The following is a 23,725-nucleotide window of genomic DNA, read 5'->3' as shown; positions in this document are numbered from 1 at the left end:
GGGACCGCCGCACCACCCGTCGGGGACCGGCCCCGCTACCCGACGGCGGAGTCCAGGAAGTGGAAGCCCGGCCGCGGGTGCATCAGGAACTCGTGGTGCGAGATGTTCCAGGCGTACGCGCCCGCCAGGGCGAACGCCACCCGGTCCCCGGCCCGCAGTCCCGGCGTCCGGGCCCCCCGGGCCAGGACGTCCTTCGGCGTGCACAGCTGCCCCACCAGGGTGGTCCGCGGCCCCCGTGCGAAGGGCCGCGGCCACGGGTGCGGCCAGCCGTCGACGGACACCACCGCGCACGGCTGGTCGTGCCCCCTGGTGGCCGGGGTGCGCAGGTGGTGGGTGCCGCCGCGGACCACCGCGAACTCCTCGCCGTGGCTGTGCTTGACGTCCAGCACCTCGGTCCCGTACCAGCCGCAGTACGCGGTGAGGGCCCGGCCGGGCTCCACCCGCAGGGTCAGTCCGGGGCGGGCGGCCAGCAGGGCGGCGAGCGCCGCACCGTACCCGGTCCAGTCGAACCGCGCCGCGGGCCGTGCGTAGTCGACGGCCATGCCCCCGCCCACGTTCACCTCGCGCAGCGGCACCCGGTGGCGTGCGGCCAGCGCCGCCGACCAGCGCACCACCCCGTCCGCGACCGCGGCCAGCGCGGGCGCCTCCAGCCCGCTCGCCAGGTGCGCGTGCGTCCCGTACCACTCCAACCGGGGGAACGTGCCGTCGCCGAGGGCGCGCAGCACCGCGTCGGCCTCGGCGGGGTCGATGCCGAAGGGCCCCGGCCCGCCGCCCATGGTGAGCGACCCCCCGGCCAGCGCCCCCGGGCCGGGCACCAGGTTGAACCGGGTCAGCACCGGAACCCGCACTCCGGTCGGCAGCCGGGCGGCGAGCGCGGCGAGCATCCGCAGCTCGTGGACGCTCTCCGCGTGGAAGCGGGGGAGCGGGGCCCCCGCGGCGACCCCCTCCAGCGCGGCCGTCAGCTCCGCCGGGGTCTTGCCGGGCCCGCCGAAGGCCAGCGGACGCCCCGGCACCGCAGCCGCGACATGGGCGAGTTCCCCGCCGGAGGCGACCTCGTACCCGTCGACGGCGGGGGACAGCGCGGCCAGCAGCGCCGGTTCCGGGTTGGCCTTGGCCGCGTAGTACAGCTCCACCCCGCGGGGCAGCGCGGCGCGCACGGCCGCCGCATGGGCGCGCAGCGCGTCCAGGTCGTAGAGGTAGGCGGGCAACTCGTCGCCGGTCAGGGCGAGCAGCCGCTCCCGGACCGGGGGAGTGGGGGCGCTCACCGCGTGCTCCAGTCGGTGTCGGTGCGTCTCGCCCCGGACAGCACGTCCTCGGCCAAGGGGGAGGGCAACCACACGTACCCCGCGTCCCGGTCCGCCGAACGGTCCCAGCGGGTCAGCAGGTTGGCCTTGGCGGGCAGGGGCACTCCGGCCAGCAGCGCCCGCAACCGGGGCGGGCAGCCGTGGACGCGACCGTACTCCTGCACGGTGGTGCGCAGCCGCGCCCACAACTCCCGCTCCAGTCCGGGGTGGAGGTCGGCGAGCACGGCCAGCACCTCGGCGGCGTGGTTGACGAACAGGCAGTACGCGACCCGGTCCCAGCCGCGCCGGGCGTCGTAGGTCAGCGGCCCGGCCACCTCGGGGGGCAGTTCCGCCAGGGCCCCGGCGTGCCGGTCGGGGACCAGCTTGGTGCCCTCCAGGTCGCGGAAGAGGAGCTGTACCGGCGTGCCGTCCTCGGCCACGCAGACCACCACGTTCTGGAGGTGCGGCTCCAGGACCACCCCGTGGTCGAAGTACGCGGCCAGCACCGGGGGCACCAGCAGCCGCAGGTACGCCGACCACCAGGAGAGCGCCTCGGCGGGGGTGGCCCCGGCCAGCAGCCGGGACGCCTGCGCGGGGCCGGTCGGGTACTCGTCCGCGACGGCCGCGGCCAGCAGCGGCGTCGCCCCGGGGCGCAGGTGGCGCGCCAGTCCTTCGCGGACGATCACCCCGAACCCCTCCAGCAGCGACCGGTCGGGCCGTCCGTCGGGCCCGGGCAGGGCGAGCGAGCGGTACGCGGGTTCCCGCAACACCGCGACGTCGGGGAAGCGGGCGGCGAGATCGGCCAGCACGGGCTCCAGCAGCCGGGTCAGGGCCACCGCTCCGGTGAGTTCGTACGCGGCGTTCTTGCGGAGGCAGTTGGTGATCCGGACGTTGAGGCTGAACTTCAGGAACCCGTCGCCGGTGTGGACGGTGCGCACCGATGCGGTGGGCCGCACGTCCTCGGAGCCCGGCCCGAGGTCGAGGACCTCGCCCCGGTCGAGGGCGGCCCGCAGCCCGGGGTGTTCGCCGAGCATCTCGTACTGCCACGGGTGGGCGGGCAGCAGCCGGAAGCCCTCCGGGACGCGGTGCAGCCGGTCCAGCGGGACGGTGGCGGCGGGCTCGGTGCTCTCCTCGGCGACCAGCGCGGAGCGCACGGCCAGCATCCGCAGCCGGAAGGCCGCACCGGCCTCGGGCGCGTACGCCGCCCAACGGGCCGGGTCCCCGCTGTGCGCCTTGGGGGTGGGGTGGAAGCGGTGGCCGAGGACCAGGGACTGCTCGGAGGTGAGGTACACGGCCATGGGTTCGCCGCCGAGCGGGTGCGGCCCGGGGCGGGCCGCGGCCAGCGCGGTGCTGGTCCCGCGGTGGCTGGCGGCGATCTGGGTCAGGAACTCGTCGTTGTGGCTGCCGGTGCGCAGGGAGAGCTCGGCACGGGTGTACTCGGCCAGCCGCAGCCAGTCGACCTCGGCCCAGCCCTCGTGCGGCACCCCGTCGCCGGGGGCCAGGCGTTCGGTGACCGGGCCGGTGAACCGGTGCGCCCCGAGGAGCGAGGTGCGCCGCAGGGCGACCCGGAGCAGGACGCCCCGGCGGGGCAGCCGCAGGAGGAGGTGGCCACCGATCACGGCGGCCTGCCGTTCGGGCCCGGACACCTCGCGGAGCAGGCAGTTGAGGAGGGTGTGTGCCACGGCCAGGTCCGCGCCGGGCAGGTCCGGAACGGGCGCCGGAGCGCACGGAGGGCCGGAGAGGGTGCTGGGCATCAGCGGATTACGCCCCTTGCAGAAGGTAGTTGGGACCGGTGGTGTAGTGCTTGTTGATGTCCTGCGCGCCCGACCGCTGCTTGCTGAGCAGGGTTCCCGCGGTCACCATCGCCTTCACCGGCAGGCGCGGGGAGCCGAGCACATGGGCGCGCAGGGCGGTGCCCGGTGCCGTGGCGCCGGTGCCGAGCCGCTCGACGGCGGCGTCCAGCCGGTCGTGCACCAGCGCCAGCAGTTCCCGGAGCGGGGCCCGGCCCTGCCGGGCCAGCGCGAACGCCGGTGCGCCCGCGCACAGGTGGACGGTGACGGTGGCGAAGAGGTCGAGCACCGGGCGGTCGTCGTTCCCGGTGATGCGGGGGTCGTGGAAGCCGCGGAGGAGACCGTCGGCACGGCCGCCCAGGGCGGACCGGAGCCGTCCGGCGTGGATGCGGGGGCCGTCGTTGTCCTTGAACAGCAGGCGGAGCGGGGGCCGGTCGGGGCGGTCGTCGAGGACGAGGGAGACGTTCTGCTGGTGCGACTCCAGCGCCACCCCGTAGCCGAAGAGGGTGGTCTGCCAGTCGAACAGGAGGGTCAGCACGGCGTCGAGGAGGGCGACCGGGTCGCCGCCGTGGAAGCGGTCGGCGAGCCGGTCGACGACCAGGCCGCCGCCCGGGGCGGGCGCGGTGAGCGAGGCCATCGACACCACCACGCTCCCGTCGAGCCCCTCCGGCCAGCGGCGTCGCAGGACGGCCAGGAGCTCGTGGTCGGCGTGGGCGTACCGGGTCTCGTCGGCCTGGAGGACGGTGCCGCGGAAGCGGGGCTCGCGGTCGATCACGGCGGCCAACAGCCGCCCGCAGGCGGCGCCGTCGCGCAGGGTGCCCGGCTTGATGGTCCGGCGGTTGAGGCGGCCCAGGCTCGCGGTGGCGAGGGGCACCTTGAGGTGGGTGCGGGGGTCCGCGGCGAGGGCCACCGTGCGCAGCGAGAGGGTGGGGGAGACCTCGGCGTACGACCGGGGGGCGAGCACCGCCCGGCCGTGCAGCCCGGTCTCGGTGAGGGCCCCGTCCAGGGGTCCCCCCGCGGTGAGGGGATGGACGGGGAGGAGCAGGTGGTCGTCGTCCAGCGACGGGGGCAGCCCGAGCGCGGACGGGACGGGCCAGTCCCCGGTGGTGGAGAGTCCCTCGTCCCGGACCTCGCTCCGGGGCAGGGCGAGCCATCGCAGCCGAAACGTCGGGTGGAACTCGGGTGCGTAGGATCGGAGTTGATGAGACGTCAGGCCGTTGCGGACCCGGCCGGTCGGATAGACCGGGTGGTCGAGCCGGGCGGCGAGGGCGTCGAAGGGCAACGGGTCCGTCCACCGGGCGGGGTCGGGCCCGTAGGCGTCGGCCAGCCGGGCGAGGAGGGCCCCGCCGGTGTCCCGGTGCAACCGTTCGGTCGCCAGGCTCTGCCGGCACTCCTCGGCGAACGCGGCGAAGCCGGGGCGGTCCGCCGGGTCGGCGAGCTCCCCGAGGGCGGCCAGGACGGCCTCCGCGGTGGTGAGGTCCGTGGTGGTGCGGCCGCCGGCGTCCTCCCGGCGCACCAGGGGGAGTCGGGCGCCGAGCTCGCACTGGAACCCGTCCGGCTCCACCGGGAGCAGCAGTGCCCCCCGGGGGTGGGCCAGCCGGAGCCATCCGCCGTCCGGGCGGTCCTCCCGCAGGCTGCGCGTCCGCAGTCCCACCACGTCCTCGCGGAGCAGCGCGCTGAGCACCCGCACCAGGTGCCGGCCCCCCGGTCCGGGGTCGGGCCCGATCACGGAGTGATCTCCCAGCACCGGTCGGCGAGGAACCCCTCCACCGCCCGGTCCACGGCCGCCCGGTCGCGTCCGGTGGCCCGGACCACCCCGAGCAGGTCGCGGTTGGTGTGGGTCACCCGGAGCCGCTCCCCGACGGCGTGCAGCGGTCGGTAGGCCAGCCGGACCCCGTCCACGACCAGGTCGGTGCGGTCGGGTGCCGCGGTGAGCGTGCCGTCGCGGCGGGCGCACGGGTAGTCCAGACGGGCGGCGCCGTCGGTGCGGGCGCCCAGGTCGAGCGGGAGCGGTTCCCCCAGATGGGTGCGGAGCACGTGCGCGAAGAGGGGAACGTCCAGCAGTTCCGCGAGCAGCAGGTCGCACTGGTCCCCGATGGCGCGGTAGTTGACCTCGATGATGCGGACCCGTCCCGCCCCGTCCACGACGAACTCGGTGTGGCAGGCGCCGAAGCCGACGCCCAGCGCGTCCAGCGCGGTGAGCACCTGGTCCAGCACCGCCGGTGGGAGGGCGGCGAGGTAGGTGAGGCGTTCCTCGACGAAGTACGGGGCGGCGGAGAGCCGGGTGCGGAACCCGCCGAGCACATGGCGCACGTCGTGGTCGCCCAGCGTCTCCAGGGTGTGCAGCTCACCGGCGAGGTACTCCTCCACCACCAGGGCGTCACCGGGGCGGCGGGCCCGGATGCAGGCGCAGCGCGCCAGGAGCTGGGCGGGGGTGTCGACCCGGACCACGTCCTCGCTGGCCACCCCCTCGCGGGGCTTGACCACGCACGGGTAGGGCAGGGCGTGGAGGGCGCCGAGCGCGTCCGCGGGGTCCGTTCCCGCGGGGATCTCCAGTGCGCGCACCCGGTCGGTCCCCGCCGCGGCCAGGTGGCGGCGCAGCAGGGCCTTGTCCTTGGTGCGCAGGGTCGCGCGCCAGTCCTTGCCGGGGAGCCCGAAGTAGTCGGCGGCGAGGGCGGCCTGGGTCTGGAGGTGGTCGCTGTTGGTGAAGACGGCGTCGGGGCGCTCCCGGGCGGAGACGACGGCGATCACCTCCCGGAAGTCCCGCACGTCGCACGCCACGACCTCCAGCTCCGGATGGCGGGCGCGGTGCGACGCGGGCTGGTCGGTGAGGAGGGTGACGGCCAGTCCCAGGGAGCGGGCGGCGGGCAGGAACCCCTCGGACACGGAGTCGGTGGGATTCAGCGCGAGCAGGTACATCCGCTTGGTGGGGAACACGGCCGAGAGCTTAGGTTAGGCATGCCTAAGGGTGTCAATTCGTGGGGGCGCCATGTCGATTGGCGCGCCACCCCACCGGTGTGAGTAAGGTGAGGCTTCCTTCAAGCCCCTGCGGGTCCGCCGCCGCCCGTGCTGGCTCACTCATGCCCCCACCCCGTACGCACCGCCGTACGGTGCCCGAGGAGTGCCCGTGTTCCTGGCTCTGGCGTCGGCCCCGGCCCTTCCCGCTGCCGGCCCTTCCGTCCTGCTCGCCGCCGCGTACCGGCGGTTGGACGCGGCGTGTCCCGCCCTGGACGTCACCCCCGTCGAACCGTCGACCGTGCCCGGTCAAGGGTGGTTCGACGGTGCCGAACTCGCCTGCCGGGAGGACTTCCTGAACGCCTGGCTGGAACGGCACGTCCGACAGATCCGGGTCCGTGAGACCCACGAGCCCCGGCCCGACGTGGTCGCCTCCCGGGCGCTGCACGGCTACCTGTGGACCGCGGCCGTGCTCCACGCCGGCCCCTGGTACCTCCAACGGCGGGTGCCCCGGCTGCGCCCGCGGGACCTGCGGTTGAGCCGGACGGGCGAGGCGTACCAGGTCGTGCCCGCGGCCTTCGCCTGTCTGCCCGACGACCCCGCGGCGGGTCGCCCGGGCGTGCGGGCCCTGCCCGGCGTCGAGGCGCTGCGGGCCGAACTGCGCGCCGCCGTCGCCGACCACGTGCGCCCCCTGCTCGCGGCCATGGGTCCGCGCCTGCGCCGTGGCCCCCGTGCGCTGTGGGGGATGGTCGGGGACGACCTGGTGTCTGCCCTGTGGTACCTGGGGCGGATGCACGGGGACGAGGCCCGGGGGGTGCAGGAGGCAGAAGCCGTGTTGCCCCGCGCCCTGGCCCCCTATCCGGGCGGTGCCGCCTTCCGGCGGCTCGTCACCCGCGACGGCCGGGAGCATCCGACGCGCACCCGGCTGGGCTGCTGCCTGTACTACGCGATCCGGCCCGCCGAGGCCTGTGCCACCTGTCCGCGCACCGACGACACCGAGCGGGTGCGCCGGATCGAGGAGGGGTGCTGACCGGGTTCCCGAGTCCCTCACCCCGAACACGTCCTGACGCCACCTCAGCTCGCTGAGGTCTGCCCCCGGCCCGCTGGTGCGTGCTCGGGGGCGGTCGGGCCGGACTCCGTTCGGCGCGACCACCTGACCTGCGGTGGGGCGTTCCCCGTCCGGCCCCTGAACGGAACGCTCCACCGCAGCCCCCGTACGAGCGTTCGCCCCCGCCGTCCCGCCCCCGCGAGGTCGGTCACCGGCGGTGGCGGACGGGGACGAGGGCCCCGCCGGCGACCTCCGGGAGGACGGCTCAGTTCCTCGCCGGGGAAGAACTGAACAGCTCCGGGTGCCGGGCGAGTTGCCGCCGCGTCCGTCGGATGTGACTGCACGCGACCAGGCCCGCCTGGTCCGCGTCCTGCTCGCGCAGCGCCCTGACCAGCATGCGGTGCTCGTCGTGGACGACCGTGTCGCCCTGTTCGAGGAAGACCTGGGCGAACATCAGCCGGTAGTGGTGGGTCATGTTCCACATGCGCCGGACGATCTCGTCGAGGACGACCGTCTTCGCACCGGTGTACGACAGGCCGTGGAACTCGCGGTCCAGGTGGAGGAAGCGCTCGACCTCCGTGGTGCGCGCCATCTCCTCGGCGAGTTCGTCCATCCGGTCCAGTGCCTGGCTCGTCAGCCCGGGCACGCTGGCGCTCAGCAGCAGCGGTTCCACCGCCTCGCGGATCCGGTAGAACTCCTCGCACTCCCCGAGGTCGAACTGCGACACCCAGGCGCCGGAGTTCGCGACGAGCTTCACCAGACCGTCCGACTCCAGGATGCGCAGGGCCCCGCGCACCGGGATGCGGCTGGCGCCGTACTGCGCCGCGACCTCCTCCTGTCGGATCCTGCTGCCCGGGGGGAGCTCGCCGGCGAGGATCGCCGTGCGCAGGCCGTCCGCGATGCGCTGGCTGGTGTCCCCGTACCGTGCCTTGTCGGTGTGGTGCGGTGCGCCCGGGCCCGGGGTCGCCGTGCCCGCGCGGGTGCTGGATGAAGGAACGTCGGTCATGGGGACATGATGCCTAACGCGCGGGGTGGGCCGGGTGCCAGAGCATCACCTCCGCATCTGCCTCGTACGCCTTGCCGCGGGGGAAGCTGACCAGCTCGAACTGCATGCCCCAGGGCGACAGGAAGTAGACCCACCGCTGGCCCTCGCTGGCGTTGCTGCTGGCGACGGGTTCGCCCAGGACCCGCACGCCGCGGGCCCTGAGATAGTCGACGGCGGTGTCCAGGTCGTCCACGTAGAACGCGAGGTGGTGCCCTCCCAGATCGCTGTTGCGCGGCTGTTCCCGCTGGCCGTCCGCCGGCTCCCACTGGAAGACCTCGAAGTTGGGGCCGAAACCGCAGCGGTAGAAGTACAGCTTGCGCATGACCGACCGGGGGTGGACGTCGAGCTGCTCCCGCATCCAGTCGTCGTCGCGGACGAAGGGGCCCAGCTGGTAGATCCGCTGGCAGCCGAGCACGTCGACGAGGAACGCGTCCGCCTCCTCCAGGTCGGGCACGGTGAACCCGATGTGCTCGGTGCCGCGCAGACCGGGCAGCGCCATGGCTTCTCCTCACGTCTCTCAGGGGTCCCGTGCGAGCCCGTGCCCCGCTCGGAATCGTCCTGCGCGAGGGCGACGGCGGTCCGACGAGCGCTGACCAGCGCGGACCAGGGCTGGCAAGCATTGGATACATTACCGACCCGCTTTGGGGTGTCAATCGAACATTTCTGTAAAGCTCTCTTACCTTTGGATACGATCTGGAGGTAGCGTGCGGCACCAGACGCAGGATGCGACGCGTCTGCGATACATCGACGGCGGCGAGGAAGCCCATGCCACGACAGCGACGTTTGGATCCGATCCGGCCTTGCGTGCAGCTCAGCACCACCAGCTCAGACTGGCGGCACGCCGACCCGGCCCTGTTGGCCGGCATGCTGGGCCAACTGCACCTGATCCGTGCCTTTGAAGAGACCGTGCTGGAGCTCGCCTCCGAGGGGCTGGTGCACGGGCCGGCGCACTCCAGCATCGGCCAGGAGGGCGGCGCCGTCGGCTCCGTCATCGGACTGCGCACCTCGGACGCGATCAACGGTTCGCACCGCAGCCACCACCAGTTCCTCGCCAAGTGCCTGACCCACCTGACGGGCGGCCGGTCCGACCTCGGTGCCCTGGTCGACGACGGCGTGCTCATGGTGCTGCGCCGCACGCTGGCCGAGATCCTGGGCCTCGCCCAGGGCTTCGGCCGCGGCCGGGGCGGATCGATCCACCTCCAGTGGCTGGAGGCGGGCGCGCTCGGCAGCAACGCCATCGTCGGCGGGGGAGTGCCGCTCGCGGCGGGCAACGCCTGGGCCCAGCGGCTGGCCGGCACCGACGACGTCAGCTTCTCCTACTTCGGGGACGGCGCCGTGAACATCGGCTCGGTCCTCGAATCGATGAACCTGGCCGCGGCCTGGGACCTCCCGCTCTGCTTCTTCATCGAGAACAACCTCTACGCGGTCTCCACCACGGTCGCCGAGGTCACCCGCGAGGACCGGCTCGCCGTGCGCGGGCCCGCCTTCGGCATCCCCTCGTGGCGGGTCGACGGCATGGACCCGCTCGCCGTCCACCTGGCCACCCAGCAGGCCGAGGAGGTCATGCGGGCCGGTGACGGTCCCACCCTCATCGAAGCCGAGGTCTACCGCTACTTCCACCAGAACGGCGCCTACGCCGGCAGCGCCTTCGGCTACCGCACGAAGGACGAAGAGGCCGAGTGGCGCCTGCGCGACCCCATCGCCAGGACCGAACGCGAGATGCACCGCCTCGACCTGCTCGACGAGCCGACCGCGGCCGGGGTGCGCGAGCAGGCCCAGGAGGCCATGCGCCGGATCGTCGCCGAACTGGTCGAGCCCGACCCCGAGGCGCCGGGCAAGCGACGGATCAGGCCCGCGCTGTGGCCCGACCCGGCGACCGTCGACGAGGGACTGCGCGGCGACGCCGGCGAACTCGCCGAGGCCCGGGTCCTGGACCCGGTCGACCACGACGGCCCGACCCGGTCGCTCCGCTTCGTCGACGCGGCCTCCCAGGTCCTCGGGCGGCGGATGGCCGAGGACTCCCGGGTCGTGGTGATCGGCGAGGACGTCCACCGGCTCGGCGGCGGGACCAACGGCGTCACCAAGAAGGCGTTGCAGGTCGCGCCCGAGCGGGTGCTGGGCACCCCGATCAGCGAGAACGCGTTCGCCGGCCTGGGCGCGGGGGCCGCGCTCGACGGCCGCGTCCGGCCGGTGATCGAGTTCATGTACCCGGACTTCCTCTGGGTCGCCGCGGACCAGGTGTTCAACCAGATAGGCAAGGCCCGTCACATGTTCGGCGGGCACAACACCGTCCCGCTCGTGCTGCGCACCAAGGTCGCGATGGGAACCGGGTACGGCTCCCAGCACCTCATGGACCCCGCCGGGATCTTCGCCACCAGCCCCGGCTGGCGGATCGTCGCCCCGTCCACCGCCGCCGACTACATCGGCCTGTTCAACGCTGCCGCGACGCTGGACGACCCGGTCCTCGTGATCGAGCACGTCGACCTGTACGGGGAGCGGCAGGAGGTTCCCGAGGACGACCTCGACTACGTCCTGCCGCCCGGGCGGGCCGCCCTGCGCCGCACCGGCTCCGACCTGACGGTGATCAGCTACCTGAACATGGTCCACCGGGCGGCCGAGGCGATCGAGCGGACCGGCACCGACGCCGATCTGATCGACCTGCGCTGGCTGGACCGGGCCTCCCTCGACTGGGACACCATCGGGGCCAGCATCCGCAAGACCAACGCGGTGCTGATCGTGGAGCAGGGAGCCCGGGGCACGTCCTACGGCGGATGGCTCGCGGACGAGATCCAGCGCCGGTACTTCGACTGGCTGGACATGCCGGTCGAGCGGGTCACCGGAGCCGAGTCCAGTCCCAGCATCTCCCGGGTCCTGGAAGCGGTCGCCATCGCGCAGACCGACGACATCGTGGCGGCGCTGGAGCGCTGCAAGACCGCGCTCGGAGGTGTCTGATGGCCGTGGTCATCCGCATGCCGGAAGTGCTCACCGGCATGAGCGAAGCCATCCTGCTCGGCTGGCACGTCTCCCCCGGGGACGCGGTCACGGTGGGGCAGGCGATCGCCGAGGTCGAGACGGAGAAGGCGACCGTCGACCTCGAAGCCGACCAGGAGGGCGTCGCCGCGGGCCTGCTCGTCGAGCCGGGCGTCGCCATCGGCGTCGGGACCCCGATCCTCGTCCTCGCCGGCCCCGGCGAGACGGTGGCGGAGGCACTGGCAGCCGCCGGCGGGGAACCCGCGGCGGCCCCGGCCCCGGCCCCGGTGGAGTCCGGAGCCCCCGAGCCGGCGCCGGTGCCCGTGGCCCCGGCCCCGGCGCCGCAGGTCCAGGAACGCCGCTTCGTGACCCCCCTGGTGCGCCGACTGGCCCGTGAGCGGGGGATCGACCTCGACACGGTGACCGGAACCGGCCCCGGGGGGCGGGTCGTGCGACGGGACCTGGACCGCCACGGAGCGGCCGCGGAGGTCGCCGCGCAACTCCCGCCCGCCGCGCCCGCGGACCGTGCGGCCGAACGTCCCGGGCCCGCGCCGGCGGCGCAGGCTCCGGCGCCGCCGGCGCAGACCGGGTTCACCGACGTCCCCCACACCGGGATGCGGCGCGCCATCGCGCGCCGGCTCACCGAGAGCAAGAACACGGTGCCGCACTTCTACCTGGTGGCGGAGTGCCGGGTGGACGCACTGCTGGAACTGCGCCGCTCCCTCAAGGAGGACGGTGCGGTCGCGGTCGTGCCCTCGGTCAACGACTTCGTCGTCAAGGCGGTCGCGGCGGCCTTCCGCGAGGTGCCGGAGGCGAACGTGATCTGGACCGAGGACGCCGTCCGCCGGTTCGACTCGGTGTCCGTCGCGATGGCCGTGGCGCTCGACGACGGCCTGGTCACCCCGGTGATCCGGGACGTGGACCGGCGGTCCCTGAGCGACGTCAGCACCGCCGCCGCCGATCTGGTGGCGCGCGCCCGGGAGGGACGGCTCAAGCAGGCCGAGCTCGAAGGCGGCTCGTTCGCCATCTCGAACCTCGGGATGTACGGGATCGAGAGCTTCTCCGCGATCATCTCCCCGCCGCACTCGGGAATCCTGGCCGTCGGGGCGGCGTCCCGGCGGGCGGTGGTCGACGAGGACGGCACGATCCGGGCGGCGACCATGATGACGGTCACCCTCTCCGGTGACCACCGCGCGCTTGACGGGGCCCTCGCGGCCCGTTGGCTGCGCGCCTTCCAGCAGATCATCGAGAACCCGATGAGGATCCTGCTGTAGGCGGCGACGGGGCGGGGCCGCCCGGTACCTCCGTGGCCTCCCCGCCCCGACCCCCGCACCGCACCGCACCGGATCGACCCGACGGACACGGGCCCGTGCGCGCCGCTCAGTCGGTCGGCGCACCGTCCCGGTGTCCGGGGTCGGGGCGCGGTACCACGGTGTGCGGGGTCAACTGCCCGGGCTGCGGCCAGTTGGCGAACACCTCCGCATAGCTGTGGCTCATGATCTCCAGGACGGTCCCCCACGGATCCGTGGTGTAGGCGAGCGTCCAGGGGCGGCCGGGGACGAAGGCGTGCGGCGCCGAGACCAGTGCGCCCCCCGCTGCGACGATGCGGTCGACCATCGCTTCCACGTCCTCGTAGGTCAGGCACAGGTGCCACGGGCCGCGGTCGAGATAGGGCACCCGCTCCTGCGGGGGGCGGGGCCCGCGGGTCGGCGGGTCGATGAACTGGAACAGTTCCACGCCCACGCCGTTCGCGGTGAGCAGGTGCGCCTGCCACGCCCGGCGGAAACGGCTCCCCAACACCGCACCCGCCTCGGCGTGCGCGCCGGGGGCGAGTTCCCGCGGCCCCATGATGCAGCGGAAGCCGAAGACCTCCCCGTACCAGTCGATCGCCGCGTGGACGTCGGGGACGGTCACCCCGATGTGGTTGACGGTCAGGGCCGCGGTCGGAGGGTTCGGCATGGGGTGACTCCTCGCTGTCGTCATGATGAGCAGTCAAATGTATCCGATCACCGAAAATAATGCCGCTTAGGCGAAGTAAGTGCGAGATATTGTCGCCGAATGTATCCAATGTTACGTTCGGGCCGCGATACCGCCTGGTGAGGGAAGGATCGACGATGACCCGTTTCTACCGAGCCGTGGTCACGGTGTTCGCCGGTGCGATGGCACTGCTGCTGACGGGATGCGCAGACCTGTCCGTCGCACCGGCGAAGATCACGAAGACGGGAAGCCTGAACGGAGAACGCGCGACGATCGTCGCGTTCGTGGTATCGACGGCGAACCACTACGTGGGGGCCGAGGTCGAGGCCATGCGCGACGAGGCGGAGCGACTGGACTACCGACTCGAAGTGATCGACAACAAGTTCGACCAGACCGAGCAGAACCAGCAGGTCCGGCAGTTCCTCGCGTCCGGCAAGCCGGCCGCGGCCTTCGTCTACTGGCCCGCCAACAACGACACCGGGATCAACTCGGCCCGCCTCCTGGCGGCCAGGGCGCCCGTGGTCCAGCTCAGCGGAAGGGTCCTCCCGCAGGCCGAGCCGTACATTACCGCCCGCCCCGGGCAGGACAACGAGGCCATCGGCACCACGATGGGCACGATGGCCCTCAAGGCGGTGGACGAGGCCCGCGCCGCAGGAAAGGAGTTCCACGGCAAGGAGAGGCCCAACCTGCTGGAGATCACCTACCCCTCCGGGTACGAGGCGGGCGTCGTCCGCCACGACGCCTTCTTCGAGCGGGTCGGCGACGCCTTCCACCTGCTCTCCACCGAGAACGCCAAGACCCCCGACGCGCAGGGCGGTTTCACCGCGGCCAGCCAGGTCCTGTCCAAGTACAAGAGCCGGGGCATCGACATCGTCGTCGCCGGCTCCAACAACATCGGCACCGGAGTCGTCAAGGCGCTCCAGCAGTACGGCCTGCGGCCGGGCAAGGACGTCACCGTCGTGGTGGGCGACTTCTCCGGCGACCAACAGCCGCTGATCAAGGGCGAGATCTACTCGGCGGTGCTCCAGTCCCCCGTGATCGAGGGCATCCTCGCGGTCCAGACGGTGGCCCGCCTCCGTGCCACAGGCGAGGTCGTCGACGAGGTCGTCAACCTGCCCGAGGCGAAGACCCAGCCCGCGGTCACCGACACCCCGCCGAGCCGCTTCACCTACATGCCGCACCCGGCGATCACCCCGCAGAACTACGCGTCGCTGCGGGTGTGGGGCCGCTCCATCCGGGAGTTGCAGTTCTGATGTCCACAGACACCAACCTGCGCTTGCAGGTCGAGGGCGTATCGAAGCGCTACGGCGCCGTGCAGGCCCTCTCCGAAGTCGGCCTGGAAGTCCGTCCGGGCGAGGTCATGGCCCTGCTCGGCGAGAACGGCGCCGGCAAGAGCACCGTCGTCAAGGTGCTCTCCGGACTCGTCCGCCCCGACACCGGCACCATCCGCATGCACGGCAACCGGGTCGACCTGTCGAGCTCGACGGCGTCCCAGGCCGCGGGCATCGCCGTGGTGCAGCAGGAGTACAGCACCGTGGGGGCGCTGAGCGTCGCCGAGAACCTCCTGCTCGGCCAACGCGGTACGCGGCTGTGGTGGAACCGGCGCTTCCTCAGCCGCAACGCCGAAGAACTCCTGGCGCGGGTCGGCCTGGGGCACCTGGACGCGCGCACCCCCGTCGAGGAACTCTCGGTCGCGGAGATGCAACTGCTGGAGATCGCCCGCGTACTGGCCCGTTCGGCCACGCTGGTGATCCTGGACGAGCCGACCGCCGCCCTCTCCCAGGCCGAAGCCGGGCTGGTGCTGCGCACCGTCCGCTCCCTGGCCGACCAGGGCACCAGCATCATGTACATCACCCACCGCCTCGAAGAGGTGTTCGCGGTCAGCGACCGGGTCACCATCTTCCGCAACGGCCGCAGCTCCCCGCCCGAGGAGACCGCGGACCTGGACACCCCGCAGATCGTCCGGCGCATGCTGGGGCGCGAACTCGGCGACATGTTCCCCGAGCCCGGCCGCACCGACGACACGGCCCCGGTCCGACTGGCGATCGACGGACTCACGGCCCCCGGTGTCGAGGCCCCGGTGGACCTGTCCGTCCGACGCGGCCAGATCATCGGCCTGACCGGACAACTCGGCGCCGGAGGCTCGGCGTTGCTGAAGGCGCTGGCCGGCTTCGTGCCCGTGCTCTCGGGCGGCGTGGAACTCGACGGCCGACCCGTCGACCTCGGCCACCGGCGCGGCGGCATCGCCGCGGGGGTGGCCTACTGCTCCCCCGACCGCAAACGGGACGGCATCTTCGACGGCCTGTCGATCGAGAAGAACCTCTCCTCGCCCTGGCTGGAACGCGTCTCCCGGTTCGGCGTGCTGTCCCGGCGGGAGGAACGCGCCGTCGCCGCCCGGTCCGCGAGCAGTTTCGCCCTGGACACCCGACGGCTCGCCTCCTCCGTGGGCACCCTCTCCGGCGGGAACCAGCAGAAGGTCGCGGTGGGCAAGTGGCTGGGCTGCGAGCCCCGCCTGCTGCTCGTCGACGAGCCGACCCGGGGCGTGGACGTCGGCGCCCGGGCGGAGATCTACAAGCAGCTGCGGTCCCTGGCCGACGACGGCATGGCGGTCGTCGTCTGCTCCTCGGACACCAGCGAGGTCTACGGCCTGTGCGACGTCATCGGCACGTTCCACAGGGGCGTGCTCACCTCGCTCCGCCCCAAGGGGGAGTGGACCGAGGAAACCCTCGTCCGCGAGGTCATGCACAGCGGGAGCGGACAGTCCCGGACATCGAGTGAAGGGGGTCCGTCATGACCGAAACGACAGCCGGCGCGCTGGTCGCGCGCAGACAGGAGGCCGCCCGGCGGCTGACCCGCTGGGCCATGCCCACCGGGTTCGCCCTCCTGGTCGCCGTCGCGGCGCTCACCACGTCGGACTTCCTCACCCTCGACAACCTGCGGGGCGTGCTGATCAACACGGCGGTGACCGGTATCGCCGCGGTCGGCATGACCACCATCACCCTGTCCGGCAACCTCTTCTCCCTCGGCGCCGGCCAGTCCGCGATGCTGGCGTCGATCCTGTTCATGTGGGTCGCCTCCACCGGCGGCTCACTGGTCCTCGGCGCGGCCCTGGCGATCGTGGTCCTGATCGCGATCGGCCTGTTGCAGAGCCTCGCCGTGGCGGCCGGGCTGAACCCGGTCGTCACGACGATCGCCGCCGGCGCACTGATCTACGGCGCGGTCGCCGGCTTCACCGGTGGCGCCGTGGTGTCGGCGCCGACCTCCTCGGTCGGCGAGCTGGCCGCCTTCGACGTCCTGGGCATCCCGCTGCCGGTCTGGGTGTTCGCCGGCTTCACCGGGGCGGTCTGGCTCTTCGTCGAGCGCACCTCCTCCGGCCGGCGGCTGCTGTTGGTCGGCTCCAACCGCGAGACCGCGGTCATGAGCGGCATCTCCGTACGGGCCGCCACCGCCTGGGCGTTCGCCATCACCTCGATCGGCCTCGCCGTCGCGGGCATCTTCTCCGCGAGCCAACTCGGCCAGGTCACCGCCAACAACCTCACGGAACTCACAGTCGACGCCGTCGCCGCCGTCCTCGTCGGCGGAACGGCGGTCAGCGGCGGCGAGGGATCCGCGGTCCGGTCCGCGGTCGGGGCCCTGGTGATCGTCGTGCTCCAGAACGTCCTGCTGTTGCACGGACTGACCACCGGCGTGCGCATGCTCACCGAGGGGATCCTCCTGGTCGCCGTGGTCTCCGTCCTGCACGTGGCCCGTCGGAAGGCAATGAGATGAACGAATCGACCCTCGGGCGGGGCGTGGGCAGAGCCACCCGCGTCTACGGAGTCCAAGCCGGCGTGCTGCTCGCGCTGATCGTGACCCTGTTCGTCGTGGTGTCCGAGTTCACCGTGGGGGCCGCGGTCTTCGGCACCCTCGACGGCGTCGCACTCATCGGGATCACGGCCGCCGGACTCGCGGTCACCATGATCGCCGGAGAGCTGGACATGTCGGTCGGCTCGATGGCCGCCCTGGCCGGCGTGATAGCGATCCGCGTCGGCGAACTCGGGCTCGTCCCGGCCCTGCTCATCGGCACCGGAAGCGGAATCGTCCTCGGGCTGGCCCAGGGCCTGCTGATCGCCCGCCTGCAGATCAGCTCGCTCGTCGTCACCGTGGGGACCTGGATCGGGTTCAGCGGGTTCGCGCTGGTGCTCGCCGACGACCGGCCCATCGGTCTGGACGAGTTGACCACCACGGACCCCCTGCTGGTGGAGTGGCTGTCGATGACCCCCGCGACCCTCATCGGGATCGGCGTCATCGTCCTGCTCGGCCTCTTCCTCGGCCTCACCCGCTGGGGGCGCGAGATCTACGCGGTGGGCGGCGCCCGCCGGGAGGCCCGGGCGGCCGGCGTACCGGTCAACGCCTCGTTGACGACGGCGTTCGGGATCTCCGGGGGGTGCGCGGCGCTCGCCGGCTCCATCGCCTGCATGCAGGGCGCGTCCGCCGACCCGCGCGGCTTCACCTCGCTGATGCTCAGCGCCGTCTCCGCGTGCCTGATCGGAGGCATCAGCCTGTACGGCGGTCGCGGCAACGCCGTCAACGTGCTGCTCGGCGTGCTGATCCTCTGCCTGGTCATCGCCGGAGCGACCGCCGCGGGCGCGCCCACCTACGTCACCGGCCTGGTGGCCGGGGCGCTGCTGATGCTGGTGGTCACCCTGGAGTTCGTCCTGGACCGCACGGTCGCCGCGCGCCGGATCAACGCCGCCCGCTCCCGTCACGCCGCCGCACTGCTGGCCGGAGCGGGCGGCCGGGAGAGTCCCGCCCCGGCCGCGGGCGGCGCGCCGCCGTCCGGTCCCCGCAAGGAGGGGTGACCGGACCCCGGACCTGCCCGGATCCGGAGCGGCACGGCCCGCCCCGGATCCGGGCAGCACCACGTCCTGGCCCGGGCGGCCGGACTCAGACCCGGACCGCGGTCGGTCTCCTGGTGGGCGAGGCACGGGTCCGGCGGCGGATGACGAAGGTGGCCCAGGCCCGCCGGACGGTGCCGCGGGCGGACCAACGGCGCGGGGCCGGCCGGTGGTTCAGGGAGATCAGGCTGGCGTCCGGGCGCGGCACCTCGCCGAAGTCGCCGTCGTCGCCGTCGACGCCGAGCCCGTGCACGACCGCCTCGACGGCCGCCGGAAGCGCGGGCTTGTCCCCCTGGTGACAGCGTGCGATGAGGTCGTGCCGGACGTCGTCGGACAGGATGCGGGGCGCACCCCTGCGGAAGAGGGCCCTGACGATGCGTCTGCGCGGCCCGCGGCCCTCCCGGTCGCCGCGGCCCAGAGCGAGGTTCTGGCGACGCCAGTGCCGGGCCGTACGGAACTCGGCCCGGCCCTCGTGGAGCAGACCGCCCTCCACTTCCTCATCGACGACGACGCCCATGCGCTCGTCGACCGCCTCAAGGCGGCCCTTCCGGTCGGCAGCACCCTGGCCATCAGCCACGGAACCCCGGACTTCGACCCTGAAGGTCTGGCCCGGGTGGCCCGCATCTACGCCGAAGCAGGCAGTCCGATCCGCCTCCGCACCCAGGGCGAGATCGCGGCCTTCTTCGCCGGCTGGGACCTGGTCGAACCCGGGGTGGTGGCCACCCGTGCCTGGCGGCCGGACCCGCGTCACCGACGCCGAAGCCTCCACCTACGCGGCCCTGGCCCGCAAGCCCTGACGGGACCCGACCACGGCCCCGTCGCACGAGCCCCGAGGGGTTAACTTAGGCTTGCCTAAGTTCATGCGGTCCGTCCCGGCGGCCCGTGCTCGCGTAGCCGCGCCCTTGGGGAGTCGACACATGCATCAGGACCCGGACGAGTTCGCGCTGCTGGCCGCCCAGGCGGAGGTGCACCGCGCGGCCCGACTCGCCCCCGGTTCCGCGGTGTCCCGGGCGGCCCAGGTGGTCGAGATCCACGGCCGACCGGAGGAACGGGTGCTCCGTGCCGCCCTCGACCGCGTGGCCGCGGAGGCCGACGCCCTGCGCATCCGCGTCGCCGACCGGGACGGGACGCCCCGCCAACGGGTCGCCGCCGCGTCCACCGTCCCGCTGCACCTGCTCGACCTCCGCGACCACCCCGATCCGCTCGCCGCCGCCGGTACCTGGACCCGTGCCGACCTGGAGGGGGCGGGCGCCCCCGGCGGTGCCCCGCCGGCGACCCGGGCCCTGGTCCGGCTCGCCGACGACCGCTACTGGTGGTACCAGCGGGTCGACCGCATCGCGGTCGACGCCTACGGCCTGCACCTCCTCGGCCGGCGCACCGCCGAGGTGCACGCCGCGCTGGCCGCCGGGGCGGAGCCGCCGCGCACCCGTTTCGCGCCGCTGCGCGAGGTCGTCGAGGAGGAGGCCCGCTACCTGGCCGGCCGGCAGTACGTCGCCGACCAGGAGTTCTGGGCCGCGCGGACGGTCGGCTCGCCCCTGCCGGTCAACCTCGGCGGGGGTGCGCCGACCGGGAACTCCGCGACGACCCTGCACGACCACCTCGACCTCCCGCCCGTCACCTTCGACCGGCTCGCGGTCGCGGCGGCGGCCGGCAGGGCCACCTGGGTCGAACTCGTGGTCGCCGCCACCGCCCTGCACGTCCACCGCGCCACCGGCGCCCGGGACCTCGTCCTCGGCCTCCCGCTCACCAACCGGCGCCGGCCCGCGGCCCTCCACACCCCGATCTCGGCGGAGAACGTCCTCCCGTTGCGGCTGACGGTCCGTCCGCAGGACGCCGGCGCCGAACTCCTGCACCGGGTCGCACTGGAGGTCCGGTCCGTCCGCCGTCACCAGCGCTACCCCCGGGCGCACCTGCGCCGCGACCTCGGGCCGACCCGCGCCGCCGGCCCCCTCGCCGGGCCCGTGGTCGACGTCAAACCCTTCGGCGCGGACCTCGACTTCGGCCCGTTCGCCGGCACGGTCCGCACCCTCGCCGCCGGCCCGGTCCAGGACATGACGATCGGGGTGTCCTCCGCCCCCGCCGGAGGGTTGCGGCTCTCCGTCGACACCCGGGCCGACCGTTACGACGCGGCGGCCACCGCTCGGCACCGCGCGGGGCTGGCCCATCTCCTGGACGGCTACGTCGAGTTGCTCCTGACCGATGCGCAGCGCCCGGTGGGCAGCCTCGACCCGGCTCGCGGTGCGGTCCCCTCGCGAGCGGGTTCCGCGTCCAGCGCGCTCGCGCCCCCCTCGCCCGCGCCGAACCGGAGCCCGCAGCCCGCGGCTTGAGGGTGCCCGGGGCCCTCGCTGCGCCGGCGTCCTCCCGGGCGTCGACGCGGGACGGGAGGCGTGCGGGTGGACAAGGTGCCCTCGTACGTGGCGGGTTGAGCGCTTTCCGCGGTTCCGATTGTGGGTTGCACCTCGATGAAGTTAGGTTAGGCTGACCTAAGCGAGGGGGGAATTCGTTCATGCCTGAACACCGGCCCGACGGCCACGAGGACTTCCTGGGGCGCATCGCCCTCGTCACCGGCGCAGGACAGGGGATCGGGGCGGTCGTCGCGGTCTCGCTGGCCGCGCGTGGAGCCGAGGTCATCGCCACCGACCGCGTCGCCCGGGGCGTCGAGGAACTCGCCGTCGCCTGGGCCGCCCGCCACCACGGCGACGACCCGGCGCAGGGGGGCGCGATCCACCCCCGGACCCTCGACGTGACGAACCGTTCCGCCGTGGACCGGGAGGTCGAACGCATCGAGAACGCACACGGTCCGCTCGGCCTCCTGGTCAACGTCGCCGGAGTGCTGCACCCCGGCTTCGTGGTCGACCTCGCCGACGAGGACTGGGCCCGCACCTTCTCCGTCAACACCACCGGGGTCTTCCACGCCTCCCGGGCGGCGGTCCGCCCCATGGTCGCCCGCGGCGAGGGCTGCATCGTCACCGTCGGCTCCAACGCCGCCGGCGTCCCCCGCACCGGCATGGCCGCCTACGCCGCCTCCAAGGCCGCCGCCACCATGTTCACCAAGTGCCTCGGTCTGGAAGTCGCCCGCAACGGCGTGCGCTGCAACGTGGTCGCCCCCGGTTCCACGGACACCGCCATGCAACGCGCACTGTGGGCCGACGACGAGGGCTCCGCGCGGGTCGTCGCCGGAGACCTGGACGCCTACCGCACGGGCATACCGCTCGGTCGGATCGCCGAACCCCAGGACGTCGCCGACGCGGTGGTCTTCCTCGCTTCCGACCGCGCACGCCACATCACCATGCAGGAGCTGTACGTCGACGGCGGCGCCACCCTTCGGTGAGCCGCGCCGCCTCCCCCACCCACCGCCTCCGTGCACCCACGGAACACCGAGAAACGGAGTCCCCGTGTCGACGGCATCCGAAGTCGCCACGCACGTCCCCACGGCCGCACCGGCCAGCCCCTCGACCGACGAGCCCGCAGGACGCGACGCCGCCTCGCCCGAGCCCGGGTACCCCGGGCTCGGCGCGGCGACCGCGCTGCTGCGCGCCTACCGTCCCGGTGACCGGTTCCTCGCCACCCCGACCCGCACCCTCCTGGGCCGGGGGACCCGGGAGGAAGTTCCGCACGACGAGAGACCCCTGTCCACGAGGGTCGCCGGCGCACTGGCCGCGGCCCGCGAACGCGGCCGACGAACGCCCCTGTTGATCGGTGCCGTCCCCTTCGACCCCCAGGCGCCGGCGGCCCTCGCGGTCTCCGCCGAACTGCGCACCGGCCCCTCCCTCCCCTCGGACCCGATGATCGCGTTGCCCGCCGAACGGCCCGCCCCGGTGGACTGGGGGATACGGCAGGTCCCGGCCCCCGAGGAGTACGCGGCCGGGGTCGCCGACGCGGTGGACCGCATGTGGCAGGGCGAGTTCAGCAAGGTCGTCCTCGCCCGCACCCTCGAACTCACCGCACCCGGCCCGCTGGACCTGCCCGGCATGGTGGACCGGCTGGCCCGCCGCGATCCCGGTGGCTACACCTTCGCGCTGCCCGTGGGCGAGGGCCGCACCCTGCTCGGCGCCAGCCCCGAACTGCTGGTCGCCCGCCGGGGCGCACGGATCGTCGCCAATCCGCTGGCCGGCTCCACCCCGCGCGGCGCCGACCTCGCGGAGGACGTCCGCCGGGCGGCGGCCCTCCTGGAGTCCGTCAAGGACCTGCACGAACACGCCGTCGTCGTCGACGCCGTGCACACCGCCCTCGCGCCCTTCTGCCGGGACCTCACCGTCCCGTCGCGCCCCACCCTGGTGCGGACCGCCACCATGTGGCACCTGTCCAGCACCATCACCGCCGCCCTGCCCGACCCCGCGACCTCGGCGCTCGACCTCGCCTGCGCCCTGCACCCGACGCCCGCCGTCTGCGGCACCCCCACCGACCTGGCCCGTCAAGTGATCCGTGAAACCGAGCCGTTCGACCGCGGGTACTTCACCGGCATGGTGGGATGGCAGGACGCGGAGGGCGACGGCGAGTGGGTCGTGACCATCCGTTGCGCCGAGGCGGAGGACAGTCGGCTGCGGCTGTACGCGGGAGCCGGCGTGGTCTCCGCCTCCAGGCCGCAGGCCGAAACTGACGAGACCGGGGCGAAGTTCCGCACCTTCCTGAACGCGGTGGGGGCCGAGTGGTGACGGCCCGTCACCCGTGCTCGCTCCCCAGGGGGTTCGAGACCCACGGCCCGACGCCGGGCCGGATCCGCTGAACCCGCAGTCCGTCCCCCGTACCCCGCACCCCGTCCGCCCACCCGAACGGAACCCCCGAACCATGGCCCTGCCCAGCGTCGCCCCCTACCCGATGCCCACCGCCCGGGACCTCCCCGCCAATCGGGTCGACTGGACGGTCGACCCGGCCCGTGCGGTGCTGCTCGTGCACGACCTCCAGAACTACTTCCTGTCCGCGTTCGACACCTCGGCCCCTCCCGTCACCGAGCTCCTCGCCCACACCTCCCGGCTGCGCCGGTGGGCCGGCGGGGCGGGCGTACCCGTCGTGTACACCGCCCAGCCCGGTGGCCAGAGCGCTGCCGAGCGCGGACTCCAACAGGACTTCTGGGGCCCGGGGCTGCCCGCCGACCCCCGGGCCGCCGCCATCGCGGAGGAGGTGGCCCCCGGTCCCGGCGACACGGTCCTCACCAAGTGGAAGTACAGCGGCTTCGTCCGCACCGACCTCCTGGAGCGGCTGCGCGCGCAGGGCCGGGACCAGTTGGTGATCACCGGGATCTACGCCCACATCGGCGTCATGATGACCGCCTGCGACGCGTGGATGCAGGACGTACAGGCGTTCGTGGTCGGCGACGCGGTGGCCGACTTCTCCGCCGACGACCACGCGATGGCCCTGCGCTGGGCGGCCGGCAAGTGCGCGGTGGTCACCACCACCGCCGCCGTCATCGAGGGGAAGTGAACCGTGCGGGGTGCCCGAACCGGTTCGGGCACCCCGCACGCCCTCGGGCCGGGCGCCGTGCGCCCACAGGAAAAGCTGACGAGATCCTCACCCCCATAACCGTATGATTCATGGTATGTCCACGCCCTCCGACCCCGCCCGGCCCGTGCCGGCCGCACGCACCGCCGACGAAGTCAACGAGGACATCCGCGCCCTCTGGGCCCGGGCGGGCGGCAGACTCACCACTGAGCAGCGGCAGCAGTACCAGTGCCTGGTCATGGAGTGGTCGGCCGCCCGGCAGGCCCCGCGCCGCCCGGCTCCGGCCCGGGAACGGTCCCGCCACGCGAGCGGGGCGCAGCGCGGCCCGCACGCTTCCTGAC

21 protein-coding genes are annotated in these 23,725 nt (G+C 73.6%); 13 read left to right on the top strand and 8 right to left on the bottom strand.

Going from position 1 to position 23,725, the window contains the following annotated elements:
- Positions 1 to 35 precede the first annotated feature (35 nt).
- From ACSMX9_RS00835 to ACSMX9_RS00820, 4 genes are read right to left on the bottom strand one after another with little or no spacing between them, the layout of a single operon-like run.
- The gene (locus ACSMX9_RS00835) at positions 36 to 1,265 is read right to left on the bottom strand and encodes a type III PLP-dependent enzyme (protein ID WP_445399077.1); all 1,230 of its coding nucleotides are present in this window, start codon (positions 1,263 to 1,265) and stop codon (positions 36 to 38) included.
- Positions 1,262 to 3,037, bottom strand: a complete 1,776-nt coding sequence (locus tag ACSMX9_RS00830; RefSeq protein WP_445399076.1) for an IucA/IucC family protein — start codon at positions 3,035 to 3,037, stop codon at positions 1,262 to 1,264. Before ACSMX9_RS00830 ends, ACSMX9_RS00835 begins: the two co-directional genes overlap by 4 nt.
- 7 nt (positions 3,038 to 3,044) lie before the next feature.
- A complete protein-coding gene (locus ACSMX9_RS00825) occupies positions 3,045 to 4,799 on the bottom strand; it encodes an IucA/IucC family protein (RefSeq protein ID WP_445402853.1) in 1,755 nt (584 codons plus the stop codon).
- Entirely contained in the window at positions 4,799 to 5,992 is a 1,194-nt protein-coding gene (locus ACSMX9_RS00820) for an ATP-grasp domain-containing protein (RefSeq protein ID WP_445402852.1), read from the bottom strand. Before ACSMX9_RS00820 ends, ACSMX9_RS00825 begins: the two co-directional genes overlap by 1 nt.
- Before the next feature lie 208 nt (positions 5,993 to 6,200).
- Here ACSMX9_RS00820 and ACSMX9_RS00815 point away from each other — a divergent pair, with 208 nt between their 5' ends.
- A complete protein-coding gene (locus tag ACSMX9_RS00815) occupies positions 6,201 to 7,058 on the top strand; it encodes a (2Fe-2S)-binding protein (RefSeq protein WP_445399074.1) in 858 nt (285 codons plus the stop codon).
- Positions 7,059 to 7,341: 283 nt separating this feature from the next.
- On the opposite strand, the gene ACSMX9_RS00810 is transcribed toward ACSMX9_RS00815, so the two are convergent.
- Positions 7,342 to 8,082, bottom strand: coding sequence for a GntR family transcriptional regulator (locus tag ACSMX9_RS00810; protein WP_445399072.1), 741 nt, complete (start codon positions 8,080 to 8,082; stop codon positions 7,342 to 7,344).
- Between the two features lie 13 nt (positions 8,083 to 8,095).
- The gene (locus ACSMX9_RS00805; RefSeq protein WP_445399070.1) at positions 8,096 to 8,620 is read right to left on the bottom strand and encodes a VOC family protein; all 525 of its coding nucleotides are present in this window, start codon (positions 8,618 to 8,620) and stop codon (positions 8,096 to 8,098) included.
- A 305-nt stretch (positions 8,621 to 8,925) separates the two neighbouring features.
- Here ACSMX9_RS00805 and ACSMX9_RS00800 point away from each other — a divergent pair, with 305 nt between their 5' ends.
- Together ACSMX9_RS00800 and ACSMX9_RS00795 are read left to right on the top strand one after the other, a co-directional pair.
- Positions 8,926 to 11,073, top strand: coding sequence for an alpha-ketoacid dehydrogenase subunit alpha/beta (locus ACSMX9_RS00800; RefSeq protein WP_445399068.1), 2,148 nt, complete (start codon positions 8,926 to 8,928; stop codon positions 11,071 to 11,073).
- Positions 11,073 to 12,365 (top strand): dihydrolipoamide acetyltransferase family protein, encoded by a 1,293-nt coding sequence (locus tag ACSMX9_RS00795; RefSeq protein ID WP_445399066.1) that lies wholly within the window; start codon positions 11,073 to 11,075, stop codon positions 12,363 to 12,365. Before ACSMX9_RS00800 ends, ACSMX9_RS00795 begins: the two co-directional genes overlap by 1 nt.
- A gap of 106 nt (positions 12,366 to 12,471) precedes the next feature.
- Here ACSMX9_RS00795 and ACSMX9_RS00790 read toward each other — a convergent pair whose 3' ends face one another.
- Positions 12,472 to 13,050: a VOC family protein gene (locus ACSMX9_RS00790; RefSeq protein WP_445399064.1), complete on the bottom strand. Its 579-nt coding sequence runs from the start codon at positions 13,048 to 13,050 to the stop codon at positions 12,472 to 12,474.
- Between the two features lie 155 nt (positions 13,051 to 13,205).
- Here ACSMX9_RS00790 and ACSMX9_RS00785 point away from each other — a divergent pair, with 155 nt between their 5' ends.
- From ACSMX9_RS00785 to ACSMX9_RS00770, 4 genes are read left to right on the top strand one after another with little or no spacing between them, the layout of a single operon-like run.
- Positions 13,206 to 14,321, top strand: coding sequence for a sugar ABC transporter substrate-binding protein (locus ACSMX9_RS00785; RefSeq protein ID WP_445399062.1), 1,116 nt, complete (start codon positions 13,206 to 13,208; stop codon positions 14,319 to 14,321).
- On the top strand, positions 14,321 to 15,862 hold the full coding sequence (locus tag ACSMX9_RS00780; protein ID WP_445399060.1) for a sugar ABC transporter ATP-binding protein: 1,542 nt from the start codon (positions 14,321 to 14,323) through the stop codon (positions 15,860 to 15,862). The genes ACSMX9_RS00785 and ACSMX9_RS00780 overlap by 1 nt, the downstream gene beginning before the upstream one ends.
- Positions 15,859 to 16,836 carry an ABC transporter permease gene (locus ACSMX9_RS00775; RefSeq protein WP_445399058.1) on the top strand — a complete coding sequence of 326 codons (978 nt, stop codon included), beginning with the start codon at positions 15,859 to 15,861 and terminating at the stop codon, positions 16,834 to 16,836. Before ACSMX9_RS00780 ends, ACSMX9_RS00775 begins: the two co-directional genes overlap by 4 nt.
- Entirely contained in the window at positions 16,833 to 17,909 is a 1,077-nt protein-coding gene (locus ACSMX9_RS00770; RefSeq protein WP_445399056.1) for an ABC transporter permease, read from the top strand. Before ACSMX9_RS00775 ends, ACSMX9_RS00770 begins: the two co-directional genes overlap by 4 nt.
- 85 nt (positions 17,910 to 17,994) lie before the next feature.
- On the opposite strand, the gene ACSMX9_RS00765 is transcribed toward ACSMX9_RS00770, so the two are convergent.
- On the bottom strand, positions 17,995 to 18,438 hold the full coding sequence (locus tag ACSMX9_RS00765; RefSeq protein ID WP_445399054.1) for a hypothetical protein: 444 nt from the start codon (positions 18,436 to 18,438) through the stop codon (positions 17,995 to 17,997).
- Between ACSMX9_RS00765 and ACSMX9_RS00760 the strand changes: the two genes are divergently transcribed.
- The 6 genes from ACSMX9_RS00760 to ACSMX9_RS00735 all read left to right on the top strand — a co-directional run bounded on the left by ACSMX9_RS00760 (position 18,418) and on the right by ACSMX9_RS00735 (position 23,724).
- Positions 18,418 to 18,786, top strand: coding sequence for an SAM-dependent methyltransferase (locus ACSMX9_RS00760; RefSeq protein ID WP_445399052.1), 369 nt, complete (start codon positions 18,418 to 18,420; stop codon positions 18,784 to 18,786). The two genes, ACSMX9_RS00765 and ACSMX9_RS00760, sit on opposite strands and share 21 nt — an antisense overlap.
- A 76-nt stretch (positions 18,787 to 18,862) precedes the next feature.
- Positions 18,863 to 20,272, top strand: a complete 1,410-nt coding sequence (locus ACSMX9_RS00755) for a condensation domain-containing protein (protein ID WP_445399050.1) — start codon at positions 18,863 to 18,865, stop codon at positions 20,270 to 20,272.
- A gap of 179 nt (positions 20,273 to 20,451) precedes the next feature.
- Positions 20,452 to 21,276, top strand: coding sequence for a 2,3-dihydro-2,3-dihydroxybenzoate dehydrogenase (locus ACSMX9_RS00750; protein ID WP_445399048.1), 825 nt, complete (start codon positions 20,452 to 20,454; stop codon positions 21,274 to 21,276).
- Between the two features lie 64 nt (positions 21,277 to 21,340).
- Positions 21,341 to 22,600, top strand: coding sequence for an isochorismate synthase (locus ACSMX9_RS00745; RefSeq protein ID WP_445399046.1), 1,260 nt, complete (start codon positions 21,341 to 21,343; stop codon positions 22,598 to 22,600).
- A gap of 133 nt (positions 22,601 to 22,733) precedes the next feature.
- On the top strand, positions 22,734 to 23,366 hold the full coding sequence (locus ACSMX9_RS00740; protein WP_445399044.1) for an isochorismatase family protein: 633 nt from the start codon (positions 22,734 to 22,736) through the stop codon (positions 23,364 to 23,366).
- Between the two features lie 115 nt (positions 23,367 to 23,481).
- On the top strand, positions 23,482 to 23,724 hold the full coding sequence (locus tag ACSMX9_RS00735) for a hypothetical protein (RefSeq protein ID WP_445399042.1): 243 nt from the start codon (positions 23,482 to 23,484) through the stop codon (positions 23,722 to 23,724).
- Position 23,725 lies beyond the last annotated feature (1 nt).

This window comes from Streptomyces sp. LE64, from assembly GCF_052606915.1.
This window is presented reverse-complemented; position numbering and strand designations above follow the sequence as displayed.